18 protein-coding genes and 3 tRNA genes are annotated in these 21,966 nt (G+C 62.5%); 13 read left to right on the forward strand and 8 right to left on the reverse strand.

Features of this window, described 5'->3' with window-relative positions; all coding sequences use genetic code 11:
• Positions 1–57: 57 nt before the first annotated feature.
• Positions 58–145, reverse strand: a tRNA-Ser gene (locus QRN04_RS17145).
• A 191-nt stretch (positions 146–336) separates the two neighbouring features.
• Entirely contained in the window at positions 337–2,562 is a 2,226-nt protein-coding gene (locus QRN04_RS17150; RefSeq protein ID WP_284977240.1) for a prolyl oligopeptidase family serine peptidase, read from the reverse strand.
• Between the two features lie 59 nt (positions 2,563–2,621).
• On the opposite strand from QRN04_RS17150, the gene QRN04_RS17155 reads away from it, so the two are divergent.
• Entirely contained in the window at positions 2,622–4,574 is a 1,953-nt protein-coding gene (locus tag QRN04_RS17155) for an FAD/NAD(P)-binding protein (protein ID WP_284977241.1), read from the forward strand.
• Between the two features lie 64 nt (positions 4,575–4,638).
• Here the strand turns inward: QRN04_RS17155 and QRN04_RS17160 are convergent, their stop codons facing one another.
• Together QRN04_RS17160 and QRN04_RS17165 are read right to left on the reverse strand one after the other, a co-directional pair.
• On the reverse strand, positions 4,639–5,424 hold the full coding sequence (locus QRN04_RS17160; RefSeq protein WP_284977242.1) for a VOC family protein: 786 nt from the start codon (positions 5,422–5,424) through the stop codon (positions 4,639–4,641).
• Between the two features lie 142 nt (positions 5,425–5,566).
• Positions 5,567–5,657, reverse strand: a tRNA-Ser gene (locus QRN04_RS17165).
• A gap of 100 nt (positions 5,658–5,757) precedes the next feature.
• On the opposite strand from QRN04_RS17165, the gene QRN04_RS17170 reads away from it, so the two are divergent.
• The 5 genes from QRN04_RS17170 to QRN04_RS17190 all read left to right on the forward strand — a co-directional run bounded on the left by QRN04_RS17170 (position 5,758) and on the right by QRN04_RS17190 (position 9,418).
• Positions 5,758–6,741, forward strand: a complete 984-nt coding sequence (locus QRN04_RS17170; RefSeq protein ID WP_284977243.1) for an NAD(P)H-quinone oxidoreductase — start codon at positions 5,758–5,760, stop codon at positions 6,739–6,741.
• A gap of 30 nt (positions 6,742–6,771) precedes the next feature.
• Complete coding sequence (locus tag QRN04_RS17175) at positions 6,772–7,311, forward strand: PadR family transcriptional regulator (RefSeq protein WP_284977244.1); 540 nt, start codon at positions 6,772–6,774, stop codon at positions 7,309–7,311.
• Between the two features lie 81 nt (positions 7,312–7,392).
• Positions 7,393–8,004 (forward strand): bacterial proteasome activator family protein, encoded by a 612-nt coding sequence (locus tag QRN04_RS17180; protein ID WP_284977245.1) that lies wholly within the window; start codon positions 7,393–7,395, stop codon positions 8,002–8,004.
• Positions 8,005–8,012: 8 nt separating this feature from the next.
• Positions 8,013–8,453: a hypothetical protein gene (locus QRN04_RS17185; protein ID WP_284977246.1), complete on the forward strand. Its 441-nt coding sequence runs from the start codon at positions 8,013–8,015 to the stop codon at positions 8,451–8,453.
• Between the two features lie 125 nt (positions 8,454–8,578).
• The gene (locus tag QRN04_RS17190; RefSeq protein WP_284977247.1) at positions 8,579–9,418 is read left to right on the forward strand and encodes an aldo/keto reductase; all 840 of its coding nucleotides are present in this window, start codon (positions 8,579–8,581) and stop codon (positions 9,416–9,418) included.
• 83 nt (positions 9,419–9,501) lie between these two features.
• On the opposite strand, the gene QRN04_RS17195 is transcribed toward QRN04_RS17190, so the two are convergent.
• Positions 9,502–10,551: a LacI family DNA-binding transcriptional regulator gene (locus tag QRN04_RS17195; protein WP_284977248.1), complete on the reverse strand. Its 1,050-nt coding sequence runs from the start codon at positions 10,549–10,551 to the stop codon at positions 9,502–9,504.
• A gap of 246 nt (positions 10,552–10,797) precedes the next feature.
• Here QRN04_RS17195 and QRN04_RS17200 point away from each other — a divergent pair, with 246 nt between their 5' ends.
• From QRN04_RS17200 to QRN04_RS17230, 7 genes are read left to right on the forward strand one after another with little or no spacing between them, the layout of a single operon-like run.
• Complete coding sequence (locus tag QRN04_RS17200) at positions 10,798–11,817, forward strand: asparaginase (RefSeq protein WP_284977249.1); 1,020 nt, start codon at positions 10,798–10,800, stop codon at positions 11,815–11,817.
• A 45-nt stretch (positions 11,818–11,862) separates the two neighbouring features.
• Entirely contained in the window at positions 11,863–12,753 is an 891-nt protein-coding gene (locus QRN04_RS17205; protein ID WP_284977250.1) for a polysaccharide deacetylase family protein, read from the forward strand.
• Positions 12,750–14,138, forward strand: a complete 1,389-nt coding sequence (locus QRN04_RS17210; RefSeq protein ID WP_284977251.1) for an MFS transporter — start codon at positions 12,750–12,752, stop codon at positions 14,136–14,138. Before QRN04_RS17205 ends, QRN04_RS17210 begins: the two co-directional genes overlap by 4 nt.
• A complete protein-coding gene (locus QRN04_RS17215; protein ID WP_284977252.1) occupies positions 14,128–14,895 on the forward strand; it encodes an SDR family NAD(P)-dependent oxidoreductase in 768 nt (255 codons plus the stop codon). The genes QRN04_RS17210 and QRN04_RS17215 overlap by 11 nt, the downstream gene beginning before the upstream one ends.
• 28 nt (positions 14,896–14,923) lie before the next feature.
• A complete protein-coding gene (locus QRN04_RS17220) occupies positions 14,924–15,670 on the forward strand; it encodes an SDR family NAD(P)-dependent oxidoreductase (RefSeq protein ID WP_284977253.1) in 747 nt (248 codons plus the stop codon).
• A 49-nt stretch (positions 15,671–15,719) separates the two neighbouring features.
• Entirely contained in the window at positions 15,720–16,109 is a 390-nt protein-coding gene (locus QRN04_RS17225) for a hypothetical protein (RefSeq protein ID WP_284977254.1), read from the forward strand.
• Positions 16,102–17,205: an oxidoreductase gene (locus QRN04_RS17230; protein WP_284977255.1), complete on the forward strand. Its 1,104-nt coding sequence runs from the start codon at positions 16,102–16,104 to the stop codon at positions 17,203–17,205. Before QRN04_RS17225 ends, QRN04_RS17230 begins: the two co-directional genes overlap by 8 nt.
• Before the next feature lie 74 nt (positions 17,206–17,279).
• On the opposite strand, the gene QRN04_RS17235 is transcribed toward QRN04_RS17230, so the two are convergent.
• The 3 genes from QRN04_RS17235 to QRN04_RS17245 all read right to left on the reverse strand — a co-directional run bounded on the left by QRN04_RS17235 (position 17,280) and on the right by QRN04_RS17245 (position 21,964).
• Positions 17,280–17,352, reverse strand: a tRNA-Thr gene (locus tag QRN04_RS17235).
• Between the two features lie 135 nt (positions 17,353–17,487).
• On the reverse strand, positions 17,488–20,100 hold the full coding sequence (locus tag QRN04_RS17240; protein ID WP_284977256.1) for an Ig-like domain-containing protein: 2,613 nt from the start codon (positions 20,098–20,100) through the stop codon (positions 17,488–17,490).
• A 256-nt stretch (positions 20,101–20,356) separates the two neighbouring features.
• Positions 20,357–21,964 (reverse strand): alpha/beta hydrolase, encoded by a 1,608-nt coding sequence (locus tag QRN04_RS17245; RefSeq protein ID WP_284977257.1) that lies wholly within the window; start codon positions 21,962–21,964, stop codon positions 20,357–20,359.
• Positions 21,965–21,966: the final 2 nt, after the last annotated feature.

Raw genomic sequence — 21,966 nt, forward strand, 5'->3', positions numbered from 1 at the left:
GGGGTGTAACCGATGACTCGACTCATCCGTGAAGGATGTCTCGACTCATCACAAACGCGGAGACGGGGGGATTTGAACCCCCGGTGGAGTTGTGCCCCACACTTCATTAGCAGTGAAGCCCATTCGGCCGCTCTGGCACGTCTCCGTTTGCTATTGCTAGCCCACCAAGGATACGCAGAACCTGTGGTCTAGCGCAAAACAGCCCGGGAAGCGCCCGATTCGGTGGTTCCCTGCCAACTGTGCCGTGCGCCCGGCCTCCTGCGCAGCGAACCATCGAGTCGGGTCCGAGCCCGGCCCGAGCCAGCCGCCCAAGCCGGACGCCTGAAGTGGCCCGCCCTATTTGGCGCCCGCCAGCGAACGCCACAGGAAGTGGTTGCTCCGCGCTTGCAGGGCAGCGGCTTGGCGGTTGTCCGAGGCACCGGCGTGCCCACCTTCGAGGGCCTCGTGGAACCAGACGTTGGGAATGCCCATTGCTTGCATTCGTGCCGCCATTTTCCGCGCTTGCACAGGTCCTACCCGGTCATCGGAGGTAGCCGTCCAGATGAACGTTTCCGGGTAGTCCACGCCGTCCCGAAGCAGGTGGTAAGGCGAGAAGGTCCGGATGAATTCCCACTGCTCGGGCACCTCCGGGTCTCCGTACTCGGCAATCCACGAGTATCCCGCGGAGAGCTTGGTGTAGCGGCGCATATCCAGCAGCGGCACCCCGCAGGACACTGCGCCGAAGAGTTCGGGGTACTGGGTGAGCATGTTGCCCACCAAGAGTCCGCCGTTGGAGCCGCCTACGCAGCCCAGGCGACGCCGGCTGGTAACCCCGCGCGACATGAGGTCCCTGGCCACTGCGGCGAAGTCCTCGTAGGCCCGGTGCCGGTTTTCCTGCAACGCCGCGCGATGCCAGGCAGGTCCGTACTCGCCTCCGCCGCGGATGTTGGCCACAACGTAGACCCCGCCGCGTGCGTGGGGAGCGTCGCCGACGTCGGACGACGTTCGGCGCTCGAGCCATGCCCGCCCGATCGTTCCTGAGTACGCGGGCGTGCGGGAGATTTCGAATCCCCCGTAGCCGGACAACTGGGTGGGGTTTTGGCCGTCAAGGACCAAATCCTTGGATGCCACTTGGAAATAGGGGATGCGTGTTCCATCCGCCGAGACCGCGAAATGCTGCTGCACTTCGTACCCGGCTTCGTTGAAGAACGACGGCGACCGTTTGACCTCTGCGTGTTGGCTCATGATCTCGCCGTCCGGACCTGGGGTGAGAGTCCCGCGAGTGAGCGTGGTTGGAGTCGTGAACCCGGTTGCCATGAGCCAGAAGTCGTTGCCTGCACCGGTCTGATCGGTATCCTCGTCGTCCACGGCGTAGGCGTTGACGTCGTGGAGGGGCGGGCACGCGTCCAACACGGTGGAGCGCCAGCCGCTGTTGGCGCCGGATGTGGACGGGTCGAGCACCCGGATCTCGGAGGAAACGTCGCGCAACAAGTTCAGGAGAAGGTAGTCCTTGGTCCAGCTCCATGACTGCAGCGACGTGTGTTCGTCAGGTGAAAAGAGCACCACGAACTGGCGCGAGCCGGCCAGGTACCCTTCAAAGTCCGCAGCGAGCAGGGACCCGGACGGGTACGTGTGGCCATCTACTTGCCAGTCTTTTTGTGGACGGAACAACAACCAATCCCGGTGGGCGCTGATGTTCACGTCGGTGGGCACGTCAATGTTCACCCACGAACCCTCGCGCAAGAGCCATGTATTCCTGTTGTAGAAGTCGATGTAGTCAACGGCGAAGGTCCGCTCGTAACCGGGGGTGGAATCGTGGGCCACCATGGCCAGCATGTGGTCCTCGGGAATTTCGAAGAGCCGCTCAGCATCAGCAAGGGCCTGGCCCCGGCGGAGTTTCACGCCAGTGCGGGCGTACGACGATGAGGTCGCAGGCAGGCCATTGGCGGTGCTGGATACCAGGAGTGTGTCAGCGTCCAACCAGCTGACGTTCCCCTTCGCGGTCGGCAGGTCGAAGCCCCCTTCGACAAAAGTGCGGGTCTCGACGTCGAACTCGCGGTGGCGGTCAGCGTCACCGCCGTCGGGGGAGAGGGAGACCATGGCCAAACGGTAGGCGGCACCGTCTGAAGGGCGCAGGAAACCGGCGCCGTGGAACACCCACTCCACCCCTTCCGCATCGGCCAATGCATCAACATCCAGCAACACGTCCCACTCGGGAGTGTCGGTTAGGTAGCTCTCCCAGGTGGTCCGTCGCCAGAGGCCCTTGGGGTGCTCTTGGTCCTTCCAAAAGTTGTAGTAGAAGTTTCCGCGTTTGTTGACCATGGCGACGCGGTCCGTCGAATCAAGGACTTCGAGGATTCCGGCCTCCACTGCCGCGTAATCGGAGTCCTCCAACAATTCCTCGGCGCGGGCGTTCTGCTCACGGACCCAAGCAAGCTGTTGGTCGCCGTGGATGTCTTCAAGCCAAATGTTTTCATCCGTTGGCATGGGGGCGATGTCCGCAGCGTGGCGGCCCCTGGGTTTACCGTCGGTGGCATCGTCATCCCCGGGAAGTGGCGTGTGATCAGCTTCTGTGGTGGTCATGGGCCCATCCAAGCAACACTGTTCAGCGGTAAGCAAGTCACAGGAAGTTAAGCTTGAGCGTGGCTATATCCGAAACCAACCGTGTTGCCCTGATCGGGGCGGGCCCTCGGGGCACCAGCGTCCTTGAGCGGTTGCTCGCGAATTGGGCGTCGATGGGCCCTTCAGTGGGCGCGCGACGCTTGGAGATCGACGTCGTCGATCCTTACCGGGCGGGCCCGGGACACGTGTGGCAGCCGGAACAATCCCGGCTGTACCTGATGAACACCCAGGCGTTCTATCCCACGCTCATCCCCGAAGACGCCGAACTGGCACCCCCTTTGGCCGGCGGTTCTTTTGACCAGTGGCGCGAACTTCGGCGTCGTGATGGCATCGGTTTGAACGACGCCGAAAAGGCGGAGCTGGCCACGCTCGAGTCCCACGATTTTCCCAGCCGCGCTTTGTACGGGCGGTACCTGCGCCAAACCCTGGAGTCGGTCCTTGAGCGACTACCCGACGGCGTCGCGGTCACCTTTAGGGAGACCACTGCGGTTGCGGTTCGTCCCACCGGAAGCCGGGATGGGATGTTCGACGTCGAACTGGCCGACGGCGCGACGCTCACCGTCGACTCCGTAGTGCTGGCACTGGGCCACATCGAATCCCGGTTGAATCCCGAGCAGCGCTCCTTCCAGGGCGCCGCGAAAGAGTGCGGCTTGCGTTATTTCCCCCCAGCAGCACCGGCAGATGTTGACTGGCAGGCTGTGCCTGACAATGAAGCAGTCCTGGTGCGGGGCATGGGCCTTAACTTTTTCGACGTCATGGGCCAGCTGACTGAGGGCCGCGGTGGCAAGTTCGTCGACGCCGGCCTGCCGGGTGCCGGGGTACTCGAATACCGTCCGTCCGGCCGGGAGCCCAAGATCATTGCCGCCTCACGCCGCGGAACGCCGTATCGGGCCAAAGCGGGCTTGGCTGGGTACTATCCGCGGAGCATCACTATGAGGTACCTGACCGAGGACGCCGTGGACCGGTTCCGCGCTGCCGGTATCCAGCCTGGCTTTGACCATGACCTGTGGCCTCTGCTGCACCGGGACGCGTTGTGGGCCTACTACTCGACGTTGGCGGCCTCGCAGCCCGCTGCTATCCGTGATGCGGCCCAATTCCTGGCTGATCTTGCGGATGCGCTCCAACCCCACGCGCACACCACCGCGAACTGGGAACACGATGTAGGGGACCTGGTTGAAAAGCATGTGCTGGCCTGCCGTCGGCTGAACTTACGAGCCCTGGCCGCCCCGCTGGCCGGCCGCACGTTCGGCTCCCGTAAGGAACTGGACGCAGCGGTCACAGCCTATTTGGACGACGACGCACGACGCTCCGCTTTGGGTGAATCGGACCCGATAAAGATGGCCATCGGAGCCCTCCACACAGGCCGCGCCATCCTCAAATCCGTAGTAGCCGACGGCGGGATAACGGACGAATCGTGGCTGGCGGGGCTACGGGGTTGGTTTGAAGCGTTCGTCGAAGGGTTGGCCAGTGGTCCGCCCGCCATCCGTTCGGAACAGTTGGCCGCGTTGGCGCGTGCCGGCGTCGTAAGTTTTGTCGGGCCCGATCCCAAATTCACAGTGGATCGGGGCGCGCAGGTTTTTCGGGCGACGTCGCCGTGGGTACGCGATACGCCAGCCGAAGCCAGGACCCTCATCGAGGCGATGTCGCCGGCAAACAGGGTGGGCGTCAATGTTTCCCCACTGCTGGAACAGCTCCTAGCTGATGGGCTGGTGCGGCCCAAGATAATGATGGGTGTTGAGGGAACGCCCATGCAGACCACAGGTTTGGACGTAGAGCCACATCCGTACCGCCCGGTCGCTGCCAACGGCTCCGTTACCCAGGGTCTGTATGTTCTGGGCCTGCAACTTTCGGCGTCGCAATGGGGGACTGCGATTGCCGCAGAGGCGCGCCCGCTCGCCGGCCCGGTCTACTCAAGTGGGCAGCGCACCCTTCGCGACGCGGACGAAATCGCGCGCGGCATACTCAGCGGCTAACGGCAGTTCAGGGCCGCCCATCACTCACTGAGCGGCCCTGCCTTAAGGTGTCAGCTTTACTTCCCTACGCGCCCGGGTTCAAGGCCTGTACCACCTTGAAAACCGCGCCGGTGGGATCGGATACGGTGGCCAGTCGCCCGAAAGGTGTATCCTCGGCAGGCTGGATCACCGAGGCGCCCAGGCCCACGGCCCGCTCCACAGTGGCGTCTACATCGTCCACGGCAAAGTACACGCTCCACATGGAGGGAACTTCCTCGGGAAGGAATCCGGATGCGTCCATGATGCCGGCCTTGGCGTCGTCGCCGGCGCCCAGGGTGGTGTAACGGAACTCCGGGGTGTCGCTCATGACGGCGGTTTCCCACCCAAAAACGTTCCGGTAGAACGCAACGGCAGACTCATAGTCCTTGGCGAGGAGTTCATGCCAAGCCGGAGCGCCGGACTCCGCAGCAAGCTGGAAGCCCTTCATCTGCCCAAATTGCCAGGCACCAACGGAGGCTCCGGATGAATCCGCGTACATAGCCATGAAACCTTGTTCGGGGACGTCCATGGGTTCCATGTACACCTGGCCGCCGTTCGCGGCGGCGGCTTCGGTGGTGGCTTTGATATCGTCCGTGCGCAGGTAGGTGGACCAGAGATCGGGCATACCGCCCATGTCTTGCTGCTTCTGCATAATGCCGGCAACCAAGCGGCCATCCTTGGAAGCGGTGATATAGCCGCCGTAGGTTTCCTGGTCGCTTGTTTCATAGGTCCAGCCGAAGAGGGCTGAATAGAAAGCCTTCGCCTTCTCCGTATCGGTGGTCATGAGGTCGATCCAGCATGGAGCGCCGGAGGTGATATCAGGGGTAGGCATATGTCAAGCTCCCGTTGTTGTTCTGGTGCCGAAATTCGGCGGTATCCGAAGATGGTGGAGACACTGAGAAGACTATGCGGGGGGTCTGACACTTTCAATGAAAACGCAAAAGTGCCCCGGGTTGGAACCCGGGGCACTGCATTGGCGGAAGGTAAGGGATTTGAACCCTTGGTACGGGGTTACCGCACACTGGTTTTCAAGACCAGCTCCTTAGGCCGCTCGGACAACCTTCCCTGCCTAGTAGTCTTTCATAGGGAGTTGGCTGTACCAAAACAGCCCGTACCAGTCCCTGCCCCAGGGCTGGGAGCACAAGCAAGAAACCGGGAGTTCGTCATGAAAGCCGTCTACATCTCAGAGCCTGGCGGGCCCGAGGTCCTCGACATTCGGGAAGTCCCCGCTCCGGTGCCGGGCAACGGCGAGGTGCTGATCGACGTCGTCGCCACCGGCCTGAACCGGGCCGATGTCCAGCAGCGCCGCGGCTTCTACCCGCCGCCTCCGGGCGCCTCGGACATCCCCGGCCTTGAAGTATCGGGCCGGATCGCGGCCTTCGGTCCCGGCGTGACCAAGGCCTTCTCCCTTGGGGACAAGGTGGTGGCCCTGCTCGCCGGTGGCGGGTACGCCCAACAGGTTGCGGTCTCGGCCGAACAGGTCCTTCGGATTCCCGAAGGCGTGGACCTGATCACGGCAGCGGCCCTCCCTGAAGTCGCAGCGACCGTGTACTCGAACCTCATCATGACAGCCCAGCTGCAGCCCGGTGAGACGGTCCTTATCCACGGTGCCACTGGCGGCATCGGCACCATGGCCATTCAGCTGGCCAAAGCGTACGGAGCTACCGTTGCAACAACGGCCGGGACAGACGAAAAAGTCAGTACAGCCAAAGCATTCCTCGGAGCCGATATCGCCATCAATTACACCGACGAGGATTTCCCCGAAAGCCTCAAAGCCTCCAACGGAGGCAAAGGCGCAGATGTGATCCTCGACGTCGTGGGTGCCAAATACCTACAACAAAACATCGATGCGCTCGCCGACTACGGCCGCTTGGTCATCATCGGCCTCCAAGGGGGAACCAAGGCCGAGATTAACCTTGGGCAGCTCCTCAGCAAGCGCGCCGCCGTCATCGGCACCGCCCTCCGTCCGCGTCCGGTGGCGGAAAAAGGCATCATCATGTCTGCCGTCCGCGAGGTTGTATGGCCAATGCTCACCGACGGGCGTATCAAGCCCCTCGTGGCGAAGACTTTCCCGTTGGAGCAGGTCCGCCAGGCCCACGAATACTTCGATAGCGGCGAGCACATGGGCAAGGTGCTGTTGCTTCTCTGATCCGTCCGTCCCAAGGCAGCAAGGAGCACCATGTCTATCCGGCACAGCCTGCTGGCACTGCTTCACGGCCAACCGCGTTACGGCTACGAGTTACGCCTCGAGTTCGAGGATCGGACCGGTGCAGCGTGGCCGCTGAATATCGGACAGGTGTACACCACGTTGGACCGGTTGGAGCGGGACGGCTTAGTCACAAAAGAGGGCGACGACGGCGGTGGCCATGTCATCTACAGCCTCACCGAGGCGGGGGCTGAGGAAGTCCGGGCCTGGTTCTCGGGTGCGGTGGACCGGGGCAATCCGCCCCGGAACGAGATCGCCATCAAACTCGCGCTCGCTGTAACAATGCCCGGGGTGGATGTTTCTGCCGTCATCCAATCCCAACGCGAAGCATCCCTTAGGGCGCTACAGGAACATACGCAGTCCAGGAAGTCGGTCGGTGCAAACCAGCGACCCGCGGATACGGCATGGCTCCTCGTCCTGGATTCGCTGATATTCCAAGCCGAGGCTGAGGTGCGTTGGCTGGACCTGTGCGAGGCGCGGATGGTCCAATTCCAAGCGGGAGGCGGCCAGTAGTTCCGGGCCTTTCGCTACGGACGAAGTCCAAAATTGCCCCTCGGCTCCGGGACCGCGCGAACCACATGAGAGTATGAACCAATGAGCGATCTGAACAACATTCAGCCTGCGGATGAGGCTTCGGACGACACCCCCGTGGAAGGCACTCCCGTGGATGCCGAAGCACCCGTGGAGCGGCCGCATGGCGCTACCCTCCAAGAACTCGTGGACGAACCGGCAAAGGTCATGCGGATCGGCACCATGATCCGCCAGCTCCTTGAAGAGGTAAAGAGTGCCCCGTTGGATGACGCCGCACGTGGTCGCTTGGCCGAGATCCACGAACGCTCCATCAAGGAACTCGAGGACGGACTGGCGCCGCAGTTGATCGAAGAGCTGGAGCGGATCACGTTGCCTTTTCCCGAGGAAACCACCCCCAGCGATGCAGAGCTGCGCATCGCGCAGGCCCAGCTTGTGGGATGGCTCGAAGGGCTTTTCCACGGAATCCAGGCGGCCATAGCGGCTCAGCAGGCCGCCCAGGAGCACGCAGCCGCCCAAATGCAACTCCGCCAGCTCCCACCGGGCACGGTGATCGCGCCCGGAATCGTCATCGGCGAGAACGGCCAGCCCCAGCGCGCAGCTGCTCCCGGCGCTCCGGGCACCGCGCCGCGAGGGCGCCCGGAGGATCCGGACCACGGCCCTGGCCAGTACCTCTGAGCTGGCGCATGGGTTTCTTTGGGGCCGTCCGGCAAGGGCGGAGAGATGATCTCGAGCTCGGCAAGGGTATTTGGCGCAGGGCCCACGACCGCTTTCACCGAGGGTTGGATCGGTATCACCAGGTCTTGGAGGGCGTAGACGATGAACAGCTCTATGGCGAACTTTTAGTAATTGCCAACGAGCTCGCTGAATTATCCCCACGTGTCAGGTCTATTTGTGTGGAGGCCCAGAAGCGTTCTCCAAGTGATGGGCTGGACGTCCCGGGGCCGCTCGCCGGTGTGCACCGGGCCCTGTCCAAAGCCGGAAATTCGCTGGCCACTACGGCAGAGGCTGCCGCCATGTTGCGGCTTGCGGTGGGTCCGGTGCCCGTGGGCGCATTGTCTGTCCGGCGTCGCTTGGAGTCGGTGTACGAACAAGTCGAGGACGCTGAGCGCCAACTCCGAGGCTAGGTTTAAAGGGGGGCGTTAGCAACTACGAGCGTGCGCGGTTATTCCGTTTTTACAAGGAGTTAAGCGGATAGCTGATAAGGACAATCCTGGGTGCCTGAGGCAACCACTGCTGGCACTATGGGAGCATGACTTCCTCTCCCACACTTACATTCAACGACGGCAACACCATTCCCCAGCTCGGCTACGGGGTGTGGCAAGTTGAAGACGATGTAGCCGAAAAAGTGGTGCGTCAAGCGTTCGAAGCCGGCTTCCGCCACATCGACACCGCCAAGATCTATGGCAACGAGTCCGGCGTCGGCCGTGCCATCGCGTCCTCCGGCCTGTCTGCTGAGGAAATCTTCATCACCACCAAGCTGTGGAACGCCGACCAGGGTTACGAGTCCACGCTGGAGGCCTTCGAAGCTTCCATGGACCGCCTCGGAATCCAGACACTGGACCTATACCTTATCCACTGGCAGCAGCCCAAGCAGGAAAAGTACGTCGACACCTGGAAGGCCCTGATCGAGCTCAAGAAGCGCGGCCGGGTCAAGTCCATCGGCGTTTCCAACTTCACTAAGGAGGGCCTGGAGCGCATCATCGATGAAACCGGGGTCGTTCCGGCCATCAACCAGGTTGAACTGCACCCGTTCTTCAACCAGGCCGACCTCCGCGAGTTCAATGCCTCCAAGGGCATCTTGACTCAGGCTTGGTCCCCCCTCGGACAGGGTGGCGAACTTCTGGAGAACGCCACTATTGCGGAGATCGCTGAGAAGCACGGTGCCACACCGGCACAGGTTGTCATCGCATGGCACTTGGCGATCGGCAATGTCGTCATTCCCAAGTCCGTCACTGAGTCACGGATCCAGGAGAACTTCGCTGCCTTGAACGTCACCTTGGACGCAACCGACGTCGAGGCCATCAGCAGCCTGGACCGCGGCACCGAAGGCCGCATCGGCCCCGATCCTGCAGTCTCCGACTTCGCCTAAGCACCGTTCAGCGCAAACTAAAGGCGCCCCGCATGCAACCATTCGGTTGCGCGCGGGGCGCATTTGGTTAAGTGACGACCGCCTTAATCGACCATCGATGGCGCCTTGGCAGCGCTGCTTTCCCGCACCCGCAGCGTTGGCTTCAACCTTGCCGGCTCGGGTTTTTCGCCCCTGAGCACGGCCTGCATGAGCTGCACTGCCGTCCGTCCGATCTCCTCCATGGGGGAATGGACCGAAGTCAACGGGACGGGAAGCTCGGCCGCCAAGGACGTGTCGTTGTAGCCCACTACCGCGACGTCCTCTCCGACTGCGAGGCCACGGGAGCGCAAAGCGCCCATGGCGCCAATTGCTGCGAAATCGTTGACGGCGAAGATGGCGGTGGGGCAGATCTTGCTGTTCGCGAGGATTTTTTCTGCGGCCTCGCGGCCACCTGCCGTATCGAACCTGGACAGCACCACGTCGTCGTCGGAAATGGTGCCACCCAGTGACCGCCAGCGGTCCAGGAATCCGGCTGTACGGTCGACGCCGGTACTCGCATACGGTTCGCCCGCGATGACCGCCACTTGCCGGTGGCCCATTTCCCACAAGTGAGCAGCCACGAGTTCACCGCCAACGACGTCGTCACACGTGGCAGATGGGTAGCCGGGCACCCGGCGGTTCATCAGCACGAAGGGAACCTTCCGGTCAGTAAGTTCCTGGAGGAGGCTGCTGTCCAGATGGGCGTCGCCAATGATCAGGCCGTCCACCCTGCGGGCAAGCATGAGGTCAATCTTCCGTCGCTGTTCTTCGGGGTCGTCGCGCGAGTTCATCACGAAAGCGGAGTAACCCACCTGCGCTGAGGCCGCGTCGATGCCCTCGTACATGATTGCGAGGACCAGGTCCGAGAGCCGCGGGACGATGACGCCGAGCAACTTGGTCCGCCTGGTCCGAAGGCTGGCGGCCTGCGGATCGGGGGAGTAGCCGAGCTTCCGGGCCAGTTCCCGGACGCGCGCCGCCGTCGCAGCGGATGCTGCTCCCTTGGCTACGTCGGACCCGGAATGCAGGACCCGGGAAACCGTGGACGGATGAACGCCCAGCTCCCGTGCCAGATCCTTCAACGTGACCGCAGCGTCGCCGTCGGCCTTTTCTTTCATGTCCCTCTCCCGCCCACCGGCATCACTGTAGCCCAGGTCTGTTACAGACGGCCTTGTGGGCACCTCTTGACGTGATCCCCTTCACATTCTATAGTCGTTTTCACCGTTACCCAAACGATTGGGTAACGGGCAGACCATAAGGTGCCACACCCCCGGCGCCGTTCACCACTCTTGCCCCTTCCCTTAATGCGCGAAAGTTACCCAAACGATTGGGTTGCTGGCCGCAGAGCAACCAACGGAGCTGAAATGACTGTTACCGGCGCCCACGTCGTGCTGCTGGCCACGGGAGGCACCATCTCGTCGCGCGCGTCCCGGGCAGGCGGGGCTGTCGCATCCGATACGGGGGCCGAGGTGTTCAAAGCCATGGGCTCACCGACCTCCCACCCCGTCCGGGTATTGGACGTGTTCCAGAAGGGGTCCTATCTGCTCACCTTCGCGGACATGCTCAGGATCTGCGCCACCATCAAAGATGTCCTCAAAGATCCCGACGTCTTGGGTGTCGTTGTGACCCACGGAACGGACACCATGGAAGAGACAGCTTTCCTCGCCGACCTGACCCATGACGACGTGCGCCCGGTCGTCTTCACGGGCTCGCAGCGTGCTGCTGACTCGGAAGCTCCCGACGGGCCGGATAATCTGGCCCGCGCCATCGCCGTCGCGGGTTCAAAGGAGGGGAGGGGTAAGGGCGTCATGGTTCACTTTGCCGGCAGCATCTTTCCCGCAGCCGGGATCCGCAAAAGCCAGACCCTTCGGCTTGATGCCTTTGCGAACCCCGATTTCGGGTCGCTGGGCCGCGTCAGTGCCCAAGGAACGGTAGCAATGCTCGACGGCGGCAGCCGGCCTGAGCCTTTGCCGTTGCCGGAACCTGACGGAACCTGTCCGCGCGTCGACCTCGTTGCCGCCTATCCCGGCGCCGACGCCACCCTGATGCGCGCCGCCCTTGAAGCCGGAGCGACAGGCATCGTCCTGCAAGGCACGGGAAGCGGCAATGCGAACCCCAGCCTCTGTTCCGAAGTAGCGGCTGCTGTGGCGGCCGGCGTCGTGGTTATCACCAGCACCCGCGTGGACGCCGGACCTGTAGTCCCGATCTACGGTGCCGGCGGCGGCGGTGAAGACCTCCGTGCCGCCGGAGCAATCGGCTCCGGCCATCTGCGGCCGTCGCAGGCGCTGATCCTGCTCAACCTCCTTCTCCGGATCAACACCGGCCCGGAGCGGATCAGTGAAATCTTCGCCCACCGAGGGAGGCCCCCCAAACCTTCCGCCTGACACCCCAAAAGCACCCCGACTCAACAATTGTGAAAGGAAAATCTCATGGCTAAGGACATTCAAGTCGCCTTCGGCGTTGACGTAGACGCAGTGGCGGGCATGCTCGGATCCTATGGAGGAGAGGACTCCCCGTGTGACATCAGCCGCGGCCTGTTCAGCGGCGAAGTGGGGGGACCTCGCCTGATCCGCTTGTTCCAGAAATACAACCTCCCGGCAACCTGGTTCGTGCCCGGTCATTCGATCGAGACGTTCCCGGAACTGACACAGATGATCGTCGACGCCGGTCACGAGATCGGCGTGCACGGATATTCGCACGAGAACCCGATTGCCATGACTCGGGAACAGGAGACCGCTATCTTGGACCGCTCGATCGAACTGATCGAGAAGGTGTCAGGTCGCAGGCCCACAGGCTACGTTGCGCCGTGGTGGGAATTTTCTCCTGTCACCAACGAAATCCTCCTAGAGCGGGGCATCAAATACGATCACTCCCTGATGCACCGTGACTTTGAGCCCTACTACGTACGGGTAGGTGACTCTTGGAAAAAGATCGACTACACCAAGGACGCCGAGACGTGGATGGAACCCCTCAAGCGCGGACAGGAAACGGACCTCGTGGAGATACCAGCCAACTGGTACCTCGATGACCTGCCTCCCATGATGTTCATCAAGGCGTCCCCGAACTCCCACGGGTTCGTCAATCCCCGCGATATCGAGCAGATGTGGCGTGACCAGTTCGACTGGGTTTACCGCGAAATGGACCAAGCTGTTTTCACCATGACCATTCACCCGGACGTATCGGGACGCCCCCAGGTCCTGCTCATGCTCGAACGCCTGATCGAACACATCAACTCCCACGACGGCGTCAGCTGGCTCACCTTCGACCAGATCGCAGACTCCTTCATCTCCCGCAGCCCTCGTAAGGAAAGCAAGTCATGACCATCCAAGAACCAGCTGTTGACCTGTCGCAGCCCCGCCCCAACGAGAAGCGCCGTTTCCCCATCTTCTCCAAGCGCCACACCACCACCGCCACAGTCCTCGCCCTGCTGGCCTGGACAGTGGCCGTCTTCGACTACGGCCTGTTCGGCACCCTGCTGCCTGCCATGCAGCAGGAATTCGGCTGGTCCGCCACGGAGGCATATGCCATCAACACATGGATCGCCGTCGGTACCGCGATCGTCTGCTTTGGTATCGGCCCCGTCATCGACAGGCTCGGACGCCGCAAAGGCATGATGAGCACCATCGGTGGAACCGCCGTCGTCTCCGCCCTGACTGCTGCGATTCCCACCGGCATTCCGGTCCTCAGCAACGCACTCCTGGTAGTAGTCCGGTCCTTTGGCGGCCTGGGCTTCTCCGAACAAGCCGTGAACGCCACCTACATGAACGAGGTGTACCAGGTCACGGAGGTTGCCGATAAGCGCAAGCGCCCCGGGTTCCATTACTCCTTCATCCAAGGCGGATGGCCCCTGGGCTTCCTGTTGGCCAGCGCGCTGGCACTTGCCTTCCTGCCTTCCCTGGGATGGCGCGCCCTGTACTTGATGGCCACCATTCCCGCAGCCATCATCGTCTGGACCATTGCCCGGAAGCTCAAGGAAACCCCGCAGTTTGAACTGCACCACAAGCTCACCGAGCTGGAAAAGGGCGGGAGGTCCGAAGAAGCGCACTCACTCGCCAAGGCCTACGGCGTCGAGCATTCCTCAGCAGCCCCGCTGAAGCGCATCTGGGAGCCCCAACTGCGCCGGAACACCATCGTTTTCTCGATCGCGTGGATCGTGAACTTCTTCGGTATCACCATCTTCAGCGTCCTCGGCAGTTCGGTGCTGAAGAACGCCAAGGGCGTGGAGCTCTCGGATGCTTTCTGGATGCTGATCGTCATCAACCTGCTGGCGTACTTCGGCTATGTCTTCCACGGCTGGATCGGGGACAAAATCGGCCGTAAGCGGACCATCATCGGTGGTTGGATCATCTCCGGCATCTGCTTCTCCATCATGCTGAGCCCCATCGCGGCAAGCCCGTTCATGATCATCCTGACCTACGGCGCCGGGCTGTTCTTCCTCGTGGGCCCGTACGCTGCCATCCAGTACTTCATGGCCGAGTGCTACCCGGTGAGCTGCCGGGCCACGGGTACCGCCTTCATTGGTGCCATGAGCCAGCCCGGAACCATCATCGGTGGTGCGATCTTTACCGCCATCGCAGCCGTCGCCGGTACCGGCAGTGCGGCCCTCTGGGTCGGTGCCCTCGGCACCCTAGTCTCCGGACTCTTGATGATCGCAGCCAAACCACCCGTTGAAGCCTTGAGCGAGGATCACCCGCATGACGTCTAACCAAAAAGCCGCCATTATCACCGGCGCTGCCAGCGGCATCGGACGGACCCTGGCCGTCCACTACGCCCGCCAAAAAGTAGTGTCCGTCATTGGCACCTTTCCCGGCGACCCCCACGATCCCGAGGAAACCCTCCGCCTGGTCAAGGAGGCCGGCGGTGAAGCTGTGATCCATGAAGTGGACGTCCGCACCACTGAGTCCGTGGACGCCCTGGCGCAGCGGGCCGTGGACGAGTACGGCCGGCTGGACATCGCCATCGCCAACGCCGGAATCCTGCGCAATTCCTCCCTCAGCGAGATGTCGGACGAGCGCTGGCATGACATGCTCAACGTGGACCTCACCGGCGTGCTGCGCACGCTGCGCGCAGGTGCGGAGAGAATGTCCGACGGCGGAGCGCTGGTTGCTGTCTCGTCCATCGCCGGCGGCGTCTATGGGTGGGAGGAGCACGCCCACTATGCCGCCGCAAAGGCCGGCGTCCTGGGGCTGGTCCGGAGTGTGGCCGTGGAGCTCGGTCCGCGGCAGATCCGGGCCAATGCCGTTATCCCGGGACTCATCGAAACCCCACAGTCCTTGGACCCTGTGAATTCGCTGGGTCCGGAGGGGCTGAAACGGGCCGGAAACGATATCCCGTGGGGCAGGGTGGGAACACCGGAGGAAGTGGCCAGCGTGATCGCTTTCCTCACCTCCGACGACTCCCGCTACATCACGGGGCAGGCACTGGTGGTTGACGGCGGACTGACCGTCAAGATGCGGGCCTGACGGCGTGACCCGAGAAGGAAAGGACAGCATGGACACGTTGACTGACGGCGCTGGCCGGCCGTCCGGGAGCGTCCCGGACGGCAAGGGCCGGGGAGTGGTTGTCACAGGCGGTTCCAGCGGGATCGGTAAGGCCATCGCCGAGGCCTTCATGGCCAACGGGGACCGGGTGGCGGTGCTGGACAGGGCCGGAGGCGAAAGCGTCATCCGCGTGGACGTTGCCGACGAAGCCAGCGTACGGTCTGCCTTCGCCGAGGCACGGGAGAGACTGGGCGAAATCGATGTCCTGGTCAACAGCGCAGGACTTTTGACGGAGTCTCCCCTTGAGGACATGTCCCTGTCCACCTGGAATGAGACCCTGACGGTGGACCTGACCGGGGTATTCCTCTGTTGCCGGGAGGTGGTGGGGGAGATGCGGCAGCGGAAGTGGGGCCGCATCATCAATATCGCCTCCCAGTTGGCCATCAAGGGCGGGGTGGGGCTGACCCATTACAGTGCTGCGAAGGCTGGTGTGGTTGGTCTTTCCAAAGCCCTGGCCTTGGAAACAGCGGCGGACAATGTGCTCGTCAACTGCATCGCCCCGGGCCCGATTGAAACGCCATTGGTGGCGGGCATCTCGGAAAGCTGGAAAGCAGCTAAACGCGCCGAACTTCCCCTCGGCCGCTTTGGGACGCCAGAGGAAGTAGCCCCTGCAGCCTTGTTGCTGGCAAGCGATCCGGGCGGCAATCTTTTCGTCGGACAAACGCTGGGGCCCAACTCCGGCGACGTCATGCCGTAGGGCCTAAAGAGCGAGATCGAAAACCGGAACGAAAAGAAGGGGGAACGACATGTGCGGTGCCTGTGGAAGGACAATCGTTGCCGACCCGATCCTCGGGCCGGTGCGGACCATGCGGCAACACCTGATTGTGGCCGCTACGATCAGCGCGGTCTGTACAGGCCTCCCGGGGGCTCCAAAAGTTACTGCCCTTGCAGACGGCTGGATGATGAAGGGTCCCTCCGGGGCCTCCGCCCAGTGCCGGACCGTCGAAGAACTATGTTCCGCTGTGCTCGGCTGTTTCACCAATGCTTCGGTTATCGACCACTTGGTCAAGCGCGGGCAGGCACACGCAATTGATCCAGCCAACGCGGGCCTGCCTGCGCTCGTAGCCCGGGCATTTGGTGCCTCTGCGGACGCAGCGGCATCACCCGATCACTCCGAAGGAGAACTTTATGACTGATTACACCCCTCTCTGGTCACCTATCCGTATCGGCACCACCGAGCTGGACAACCGGGTTGCCTTGGCACCCATGACGCGAATCAGCGCAACGGAGGACGGGCATGCCACGGAAAGGATGGCCTCCTACTACCAGCGGTTCGCCCGGGGTGGTTTCGGCCTGCTGATCACCGAAGGCATCTATCCGGACACTGCCCACAGCCAGGGCTACCTCCACCAGCCGGGCATCGCAACCCAAGGGCAGGCACAGGCTTGGGCCAGGGTTGTCGACGGCGTCCACGCTGCGGGCTCGAAGATCTTCGCCCAGCTGATGCATGCCGGAGCGCAGAGCCAGGGAAATCGGTTTGTTGGCTCCTCCGTGGGGCCGTCGGCTGTGGCCCCGAAGGGGGAGCAGCTGGGATTCTACCGCGGTGAAGGTCCATATCGCGTTCCCGCGGCGCTGACTCTGGCCCAGATGAAGGAAGTCCGGGAAGGCTTCGTCCAGGCGGCACTGCGCGCACAAGAGGCAGGCTTCGACGGCGTCGAGATCCATGGTGCCAACGGGTACCTGCTGGATCAGTTCCTCACGGACTATTTGAACCAGCGTGAGGACCAGTACGGCGGCTCCCCGGAAAACAGGGTGCGGTTTGCCGCCGAAATCTGCCGCGATGTTCGCGAAGCTGTTGGCCCGGCCATGACAGTGGGGATCCGAATCTCCCAGTCCAAGGTCAGTGACCACGCCCACAAGTGGCGCGGAGGGGTGGAGGAAGCCGAGGTCATCTTCGCGATGCTGGGGGACACCGGCATCGATTTCGTCCATACTACCGAGTATCGCGCCACTGAACCGGCGTTCGCGGATTCAGCGGAAACACTCGCTGCGTTGGCCAGGAAGTACTCGGGCGTAGCCGTGATTGCCAATGGCCAGCTCGATGATCCGGTCACTGCAGTGTCCATGGTGACGGACGGCTCAGCCGACGTTATTGCCCTTGGCAAAGCCGCTTTGGCTAATCGAAACTGGCCGCAGTTGGTCCGCAGCAACCAAGGGTTGGGGGAACTGGACCCCTCCGTGTTTGCTCCCTTGGCGGACGTCAAGGACTGGGAACTGGCAGATCCGGCGTAGCAGGCTTATGGGGCCGTTGGGCTCCTAACAAAAATCCCCGCAGGTTCATCTGAACCTGCGGGGATTTTTCTCTGAGCTTCCTATCAGAATCGAACTGATGACCTTTTCATTACGAGTGAAACGCTCTACCGACTGAGCTAAGGAAGCACCGCGCTTTTCCCCGGTTTCCCGGCTGATCACGCAAGACACCACTGTAATAGAGCTACGCCGCCCGGGTCAAAACGAGCCCGACGGGTGTTCCGGGGCCCGGGGAGCCGGCTACGGATCGTTCGGCGTTTAGGTTCAGGAGCCGGAATTGAGCAGCTCCACTGCGGCCATGTTCCATTGGTCCGATGTAGGCGCGGTAGCCCCGATTTTCACTGGAGTCCCGGCAGGACCTGTTGCTTGATTGGTGTACTCGCTCCATGAGGTGTCGCCATGGGCGGTATCCACCCATTGATCCAGCATGGCAAAGCCCGTGGGAAGGGTCCTGGCGACGGCCTTGTCCCAATCATGGCCCACAGCCAGTACCAGTGAGGTGGCCACCCGCGTCGTGACGGTAAGGGTCGGCGCCCCGCTGGCCGCACCACCCGTGGAGACTGCCCCGGTTCCGGTGGCACCCTCGAAAGCGACAACCGTCAGGTCCTGCGCATAACCACCCTTGGCGGGTGCGGACCTCACCGTCACGTTGTGGAGCACCGTGGAGGCGGTTGCGGTCCAGATTTCAGCGTCCCCGGACCGGGAGTTGGCCCGGCCCACGAGCTTCCAGGTTAGGCCCGCTCCGGAGACCGTTGCTGACTGGCCAGCCGCTCCCCCGGGGCCATCCATGGACACGAATGCAAGGAGCACCTCTCCCGAAATAACAGTGCTGAACGCCCCTGTTTGAACTGTCCCTGTTCCACGAGCCGTGACGCTGGTTTGCAGGACGAAGCAGGTCATGGGCGGCGTCGGGTTTTGGACAGTGACGGCGATCCCGGCGGCTGAGCCCACGTTGCCGCTCGGGTCGGTCGCTTTTGCCGATAAGGTGTGGGCTCCATTGGTAGTCGTGGTGGTGTTGAGGCTGGTGGCATAAGGCGCGGCGGTGACGGGATTACCTAATGGCTGGCCATCAAGCAGGAACTGCACTGACGAGACCGCGACATTGTCGGTGGCATTCGCAGCTACCGTGATGGTGCCGGACACAGTCTGTCCAGGGGTCGGGTTGGTGATCTGGACACTGGGCGGAGTGGTGTCTTGCGGGGGTGGTGGCGGGCTGGCCGCCCCGGGAATGACTTCGATTCCTGCCATGTTCCACTCGTCCGCGGTGGGCGCAGTGTCACTCATCACTACGGTTTGCCCGGCAGCGGTAGTCGTCGCGGTGCTTGTCTGCAGCCAGAACGTATCCCCGGTTGCCGTGTTGATCCATTGCGTAACCAGCTGCTGCCCGGATGCGGGCGTTCGCGCTGTTGCATGATCCCAGTCTTGGCCAACCGCGTAGGTTAAAGAACCGGCGGACGTCGAAGCGAAGCTCACCGACGGCGCCCCGGATGCGGCTCCCGCTGATCCCGATGCGCCAATCCCGCCTGAATTCATGAAGCTCTGGACTGTGAGTTGCTGGGAATATCCGGGTTGGGCAGGCGTGGACGTTACCGTTGCCCCGTTCAACACCGTTGCCGCCGTTGCGCTCCAGATTTCGGCGTCGCCGTGCTGTGAGTTGCTCCTCCTGACCAGGCTCCAAGCAAGCCCCGCTCCGGTGACGGTGACCGACTGCGATCCCGTGGCACCGCCGTCGGAAGCGACTTCCGCGATGAGTGTTTCTCCCGCTGCAGCGGTGGAGAAGGCGGCCGTTGACAACGCACCTGTTCCTTGCGTTTGGATGCTTTGATCAACGGCCAGCCCCGTGGACTGGCTCCGCACCGAGACCGGTACTACGGGAGCTGTACCGGAGTTCCCTGTGGTATCGGTTGCGCGGGCACTGAGATAGTGCGCTCCGGGGGCGGTGCTGCCCACAGACCACGAGTAGGTGTACGGCGCCACGGTTATGGGAGCACCCAGCGGAAGGCCGTCAAGAAGGAATTGGACAGAGGAAACTGTGGCGGGGGACGTCGCGGCAGCATTGGAGGAGAGGGTCACCGTGCCGGAAAGGGACGCGCCCGACGTCGGACTGGTTACCGTCACGTTGGGCGGAATCACCTTTGGGTTGCTTCCGCTGATGTCCAATACCGTGTCCGTGACGTTGTTGGTGGCATCACTTTCGGTGAGCACGTGCAGGGGGTCGGCTACTGCGCGAAGGATGTACCTTCCGTTGGCGATGCCGTTGAGGTCGATTGGTTGTCCGGCGTCGGTTTGGTCGTACTGGTCTCCCCAGCCCACAGACCAGCCAAGAGGCTTGGTGGGATCCGTGCAATTCGATTGGGGGATGAACGTGGTGGTCGGAGAGTTGGGAACGGTTCCAACCCGATTGTCACCGGTGATGCAGTAATCGACCTTAGGACTTGTGGCTGCTGTTGCACCGATTGAGCCGTCTGCGTTGACGGAATTCAGCGTGAACCTGGTAAGCGGGAACTGGTAATCGCTTGGTGCGTTGAAGATCCCGTCGGCAGCCAACGGAACAGTGTGATCACGAGCCCAAACGCCCGGGCTTGGGCTGTTGTAGAGGGCTTGGACGAACATGGACGTTCCGGTAGCCGAATTATAGGTGGGGTCTATTTCGAACGGGCCGGTTCCTGCGTCCCACGTGATGTGCGTGAAGCGGAGCATCGGGTGGTTCGTGGCAGGGTCCACGCCGATGGATATCAGGTTGGGAGGGACCAGGATCTGCATGTCCGGCAGGGTCAGGGTTGCTGCGGCGGCCGGTCCGGACACGCCAACCATGACTCCGTAGGCCATGGCAAGAATCACAGCGAGACCGAAACTGAGATATGGATTTTTCCGCATGACATTCGTACCTGTTGAACGTGTCGCCTGGCCCCCGCGGCGGTTTCCTTGCTGACTTTCAGCGGCCGGGAATCGACAGCTGGAAAATGGTGCCGGTGGGGCCTTCGGGATTGCGAATGTCAGTGTGGTTGCTGCTTTATCGCCAGCAGCGTGTCCTTCATCAGTCTTTCCGACGTGTACATGGTAGATCGTGTTGCTGCCAGTGTCACCAGTGCCCCCAACGCGGTTCCTTAAGGAACAGGGACCACCGGGCCAGCTAGCATTTGACGCCGTCCTGCGGGAGGGTTCCGTCAATGAAGTAGTTGTCGACGGCGGAGCTGACGCAGGAATTCGAGCGACCGTAAGCTGTGTGCCCCTCGCCTTGCCAGGTGACCAAGGAAGCGTTTCCCAATTGCTTGCGTAATGACTGCGCCCACTCATAAGGGGTTGCGGGATCACCCGTGGTGCCAACCACAACGATCGGGGCCGAGCCTGCGTAGTTCACGGGCGCGGGCGTCCGCGTGTTCTTGTAGGGCCAGTCCTTGCATGTCACCCCGCCGTAAGCAAAGAACTCGCCGAAGGTAGGGGAGTCCTTCAGGAGGCTTGCTTCTTCCGCGCGCATCCCGGGGGTGTCCGTGATCATCGGATAGTCGAGGCAGTTGACAGCTTGGAACGCGAAGGCCGAGTTGGAGGTGTAACTCCCATTAGGATCACGGTCAGCACCGAGATCGGCAATCCGCATCATTTGGGACACATCACCGGACAGTGCGCCTTGGAGTGCCTGGGTCAGCGCGGGCCAGCTTTGGTTGTCATACAGGGGCAGGATGATGCCGTTAATGAAGTCCGAGACGGTCACCCGGCGCCCGTCCTTGGCGGTCTGCGGATTCTGGTTGATGGACTGGATGAGGTCCCTGATTTCCTGTACTCCGTTATCCACCGAACCACTGAGCGGGCATGAACTCTGGCGGAGGCAGTCAGCAACGTAGGTGTGGATGGCTTTTTCGAAGGCTCGGGCTTGTCCGGCGGTCAATTCTGCGTTGCTGATGGACGGGTCCACTGCGCCGTCCAGAACCACGCGGCCCACATTGTCAGGGAACAACGAGGCATAGGTGGAGCCCAGGAACGTCCCGTACGAGAAGCCGAGGTAGTTCAGTTTGGACTGGTTGGTGATGGCCCGCAAAATGTCGAGGTCCTTGGCTGCGCTGACCGTATCAACGTGTCCCAGCACGGCCCCTGTCTGCTGGGCACACTGCTCAGCGGTGGACTTGTTGAAGGCCAGCGCAGCTGCGAGTCCCTCATCAGTGTTCTCGTGGAAGACCTTTGCACGGGCGGCATCCCGCTCGGCGTCGCTCATGCACTTCACCGGGGCCGACCGCTTAACTCCCCGGGGGTCAAAACCCACAAGGTCATAACTGGACCGGAGCTTTGCGGTGAAGTGTGTGCTGCCGGCGTCCCGCACGAAATCAACTCCGGAACCGCCGGGCCCGCCGGGGTTGACCAGGATGGATCCCAGCTTCTTCCCGGTGCTCGGCAGCTTATTGACGGCTAATGAGATCTCGCCCGAGCCGGGGTTGGCGTAGTCCAATGGAACGCGCACTGTTCCGCACTGCAAGCCGTTATCGCACGATGCCCACTGCACTGTTTGGGAGTAGAAACTTTCAAGGCCTTTGGGGGCCGATGCCGCGACGGAAGGATCAACAGTATTGGTGGTCGGCTTCGCGGTAGGGGAGGGCAGGAACGGCAGCGAGCAAGCGCTGAGCACCAGCGCAGAAGCAAGCGCAATGACCACGGCAACCAGTGTCCTGCGGTGCCCACTGGCGCCTTCGGACTGGCCAGGCCGGCCCCGAAAGGGGTTGCCGGCAGGCCGGCGTCGTGCGGACGTCATGG

Origin of the sequence: Arthrobacter sp. efr-133-TYG-104, from assembly GCF_030208915.1 — a bacterium.
Classification (GTDB): domain Bacteria; phylum Actinomycetota; class Actinomycetes; order Actinomycetales; family Micrococcaceae; genus Arthrobacter.

Excerpts from the sequence above, each read along its gene's own strand:
- QRN04_RS17150 (WP_284977240.1), bottom strand. The coding sequence starts at position 2,562 with ATGACCACCACAGAAGCTGATCACACGCCACTTCCCGGGGATGACGAT.
- QRN04_RS17160 (WP_284977242.1), bottom strand. The coding sequence starts at position 5,424 with ATGCCTACCCCTGATATCACCTCCGGCGCTCCATGCTGGATCGACCTC.
- QRN04_RS17170 (WP_284977243.1), top strand. The coding sequence starts at position 5,758 with ATGAAAGCCGTCTACATCTCAGAGCCTGGCGGGCCCGAGGTCCTCGAC.
- QRN04_RS17175 (WP_284977244.1), top strand. The coding sequence starts at position 6,772 with ATGTCTATCCGGCACAGCCTGCTGGCACTGCTTCACGGCCAACCGCGT.
- QRN04_RS17180 (WP_284977245.1), top strand. The coding sequence starts at position 7,393 with ATGAGCGATCTGAACAACATTCAGCCTGCGGATGAGGCTTCGGACGAC.
- QRN04_RS17185 (WP_284977246.1), top strand. The coding sequence starts at position 8,013 with ATGGGTTTCTTTGGGGCCGTCCGGCAAGGGCGGAGAGATGATCTCGAG.
- QRN04_RS17190 (WP_284977247.1), top strand. The coding sequence starts at position 8,579 with ATGACTTCCTCTCCCACACTTACATTCAACGACGGCAACACCATTCCC.
- QRN04_RS17195 (WP_284977248.1), bottom strand. The coding sequence starts at position 10,551 with ATGAAAGAAAAGGCCGACGGCGACGCTGCGGTCACGTTGAAGGATCTG.
- QRN04_RS17200 (WP_284977249.1), top strand. The coding sequence starts at position 10,798 with ATGACTGTTACCGGCGCCCACGTCGTGCTGCTGGCCACGGGAGGCACC.
- QRN04_RS17205 (WP_284977250.1), top strand. The coding sequence starts at position 11,863 with ATGGCTAAGGACATTCAAGTCGCCTTCGGCGTTGACGTAGACGCAGTG.
- QRN04_RS17210 (WP_284977251.1), top strand. The coding sequence starts at position 12,750 with ATGACCATCCAAGAACCAGCTGTTGACCTGTCGCAGCCCCGCCCCAAC.
- QRN04_RS17215 (WP_284977252.1), top strand. The coding sequence starts at position 14,128 with ATGACGTCTAACCAAAAAGCCGCCATTATCACCGGCGCTGCCAGCGGC.
- QRN04_RS17220 (WP_284977253.1), top strand. The coding sequence starts at position 14,924 with ATGGACACGTTGACTGACGGCGCTGGCCGGCCGTCCGGGAGCGTCCCG.
- QRN04_RS17225 (WP_284977254.1), top strand. The coding sequence starts at position 15,720 with ATGTGCGGTGCCTGTGGAAGGACAATCGTTGCCGACCCGATCCTCGGG.
- QRN04_RS17230 (WP_284977255.1), top strand. The coding sequence starts at position 16,102 with ATGACTGATTACACCCCTCTCTGGTCACCTATCCGTATCGGCACCACC.
- QRN04_RS17240 (WP_284977256.1), bottom strand. The coding sequence starts at position 20,100 with ATGCGGAAAAATCCATATCTCAGTTTCGGTCTCGCTGTGATTCTTGCC.
- QRN04_RS17245 (WP_284977257.1), bottom strand. The coding sequence starts at position 21,964 with ATGACGTCCGCACGACGCCGGCCTGCCGGCAACCCCTTTCGGGGCCGG.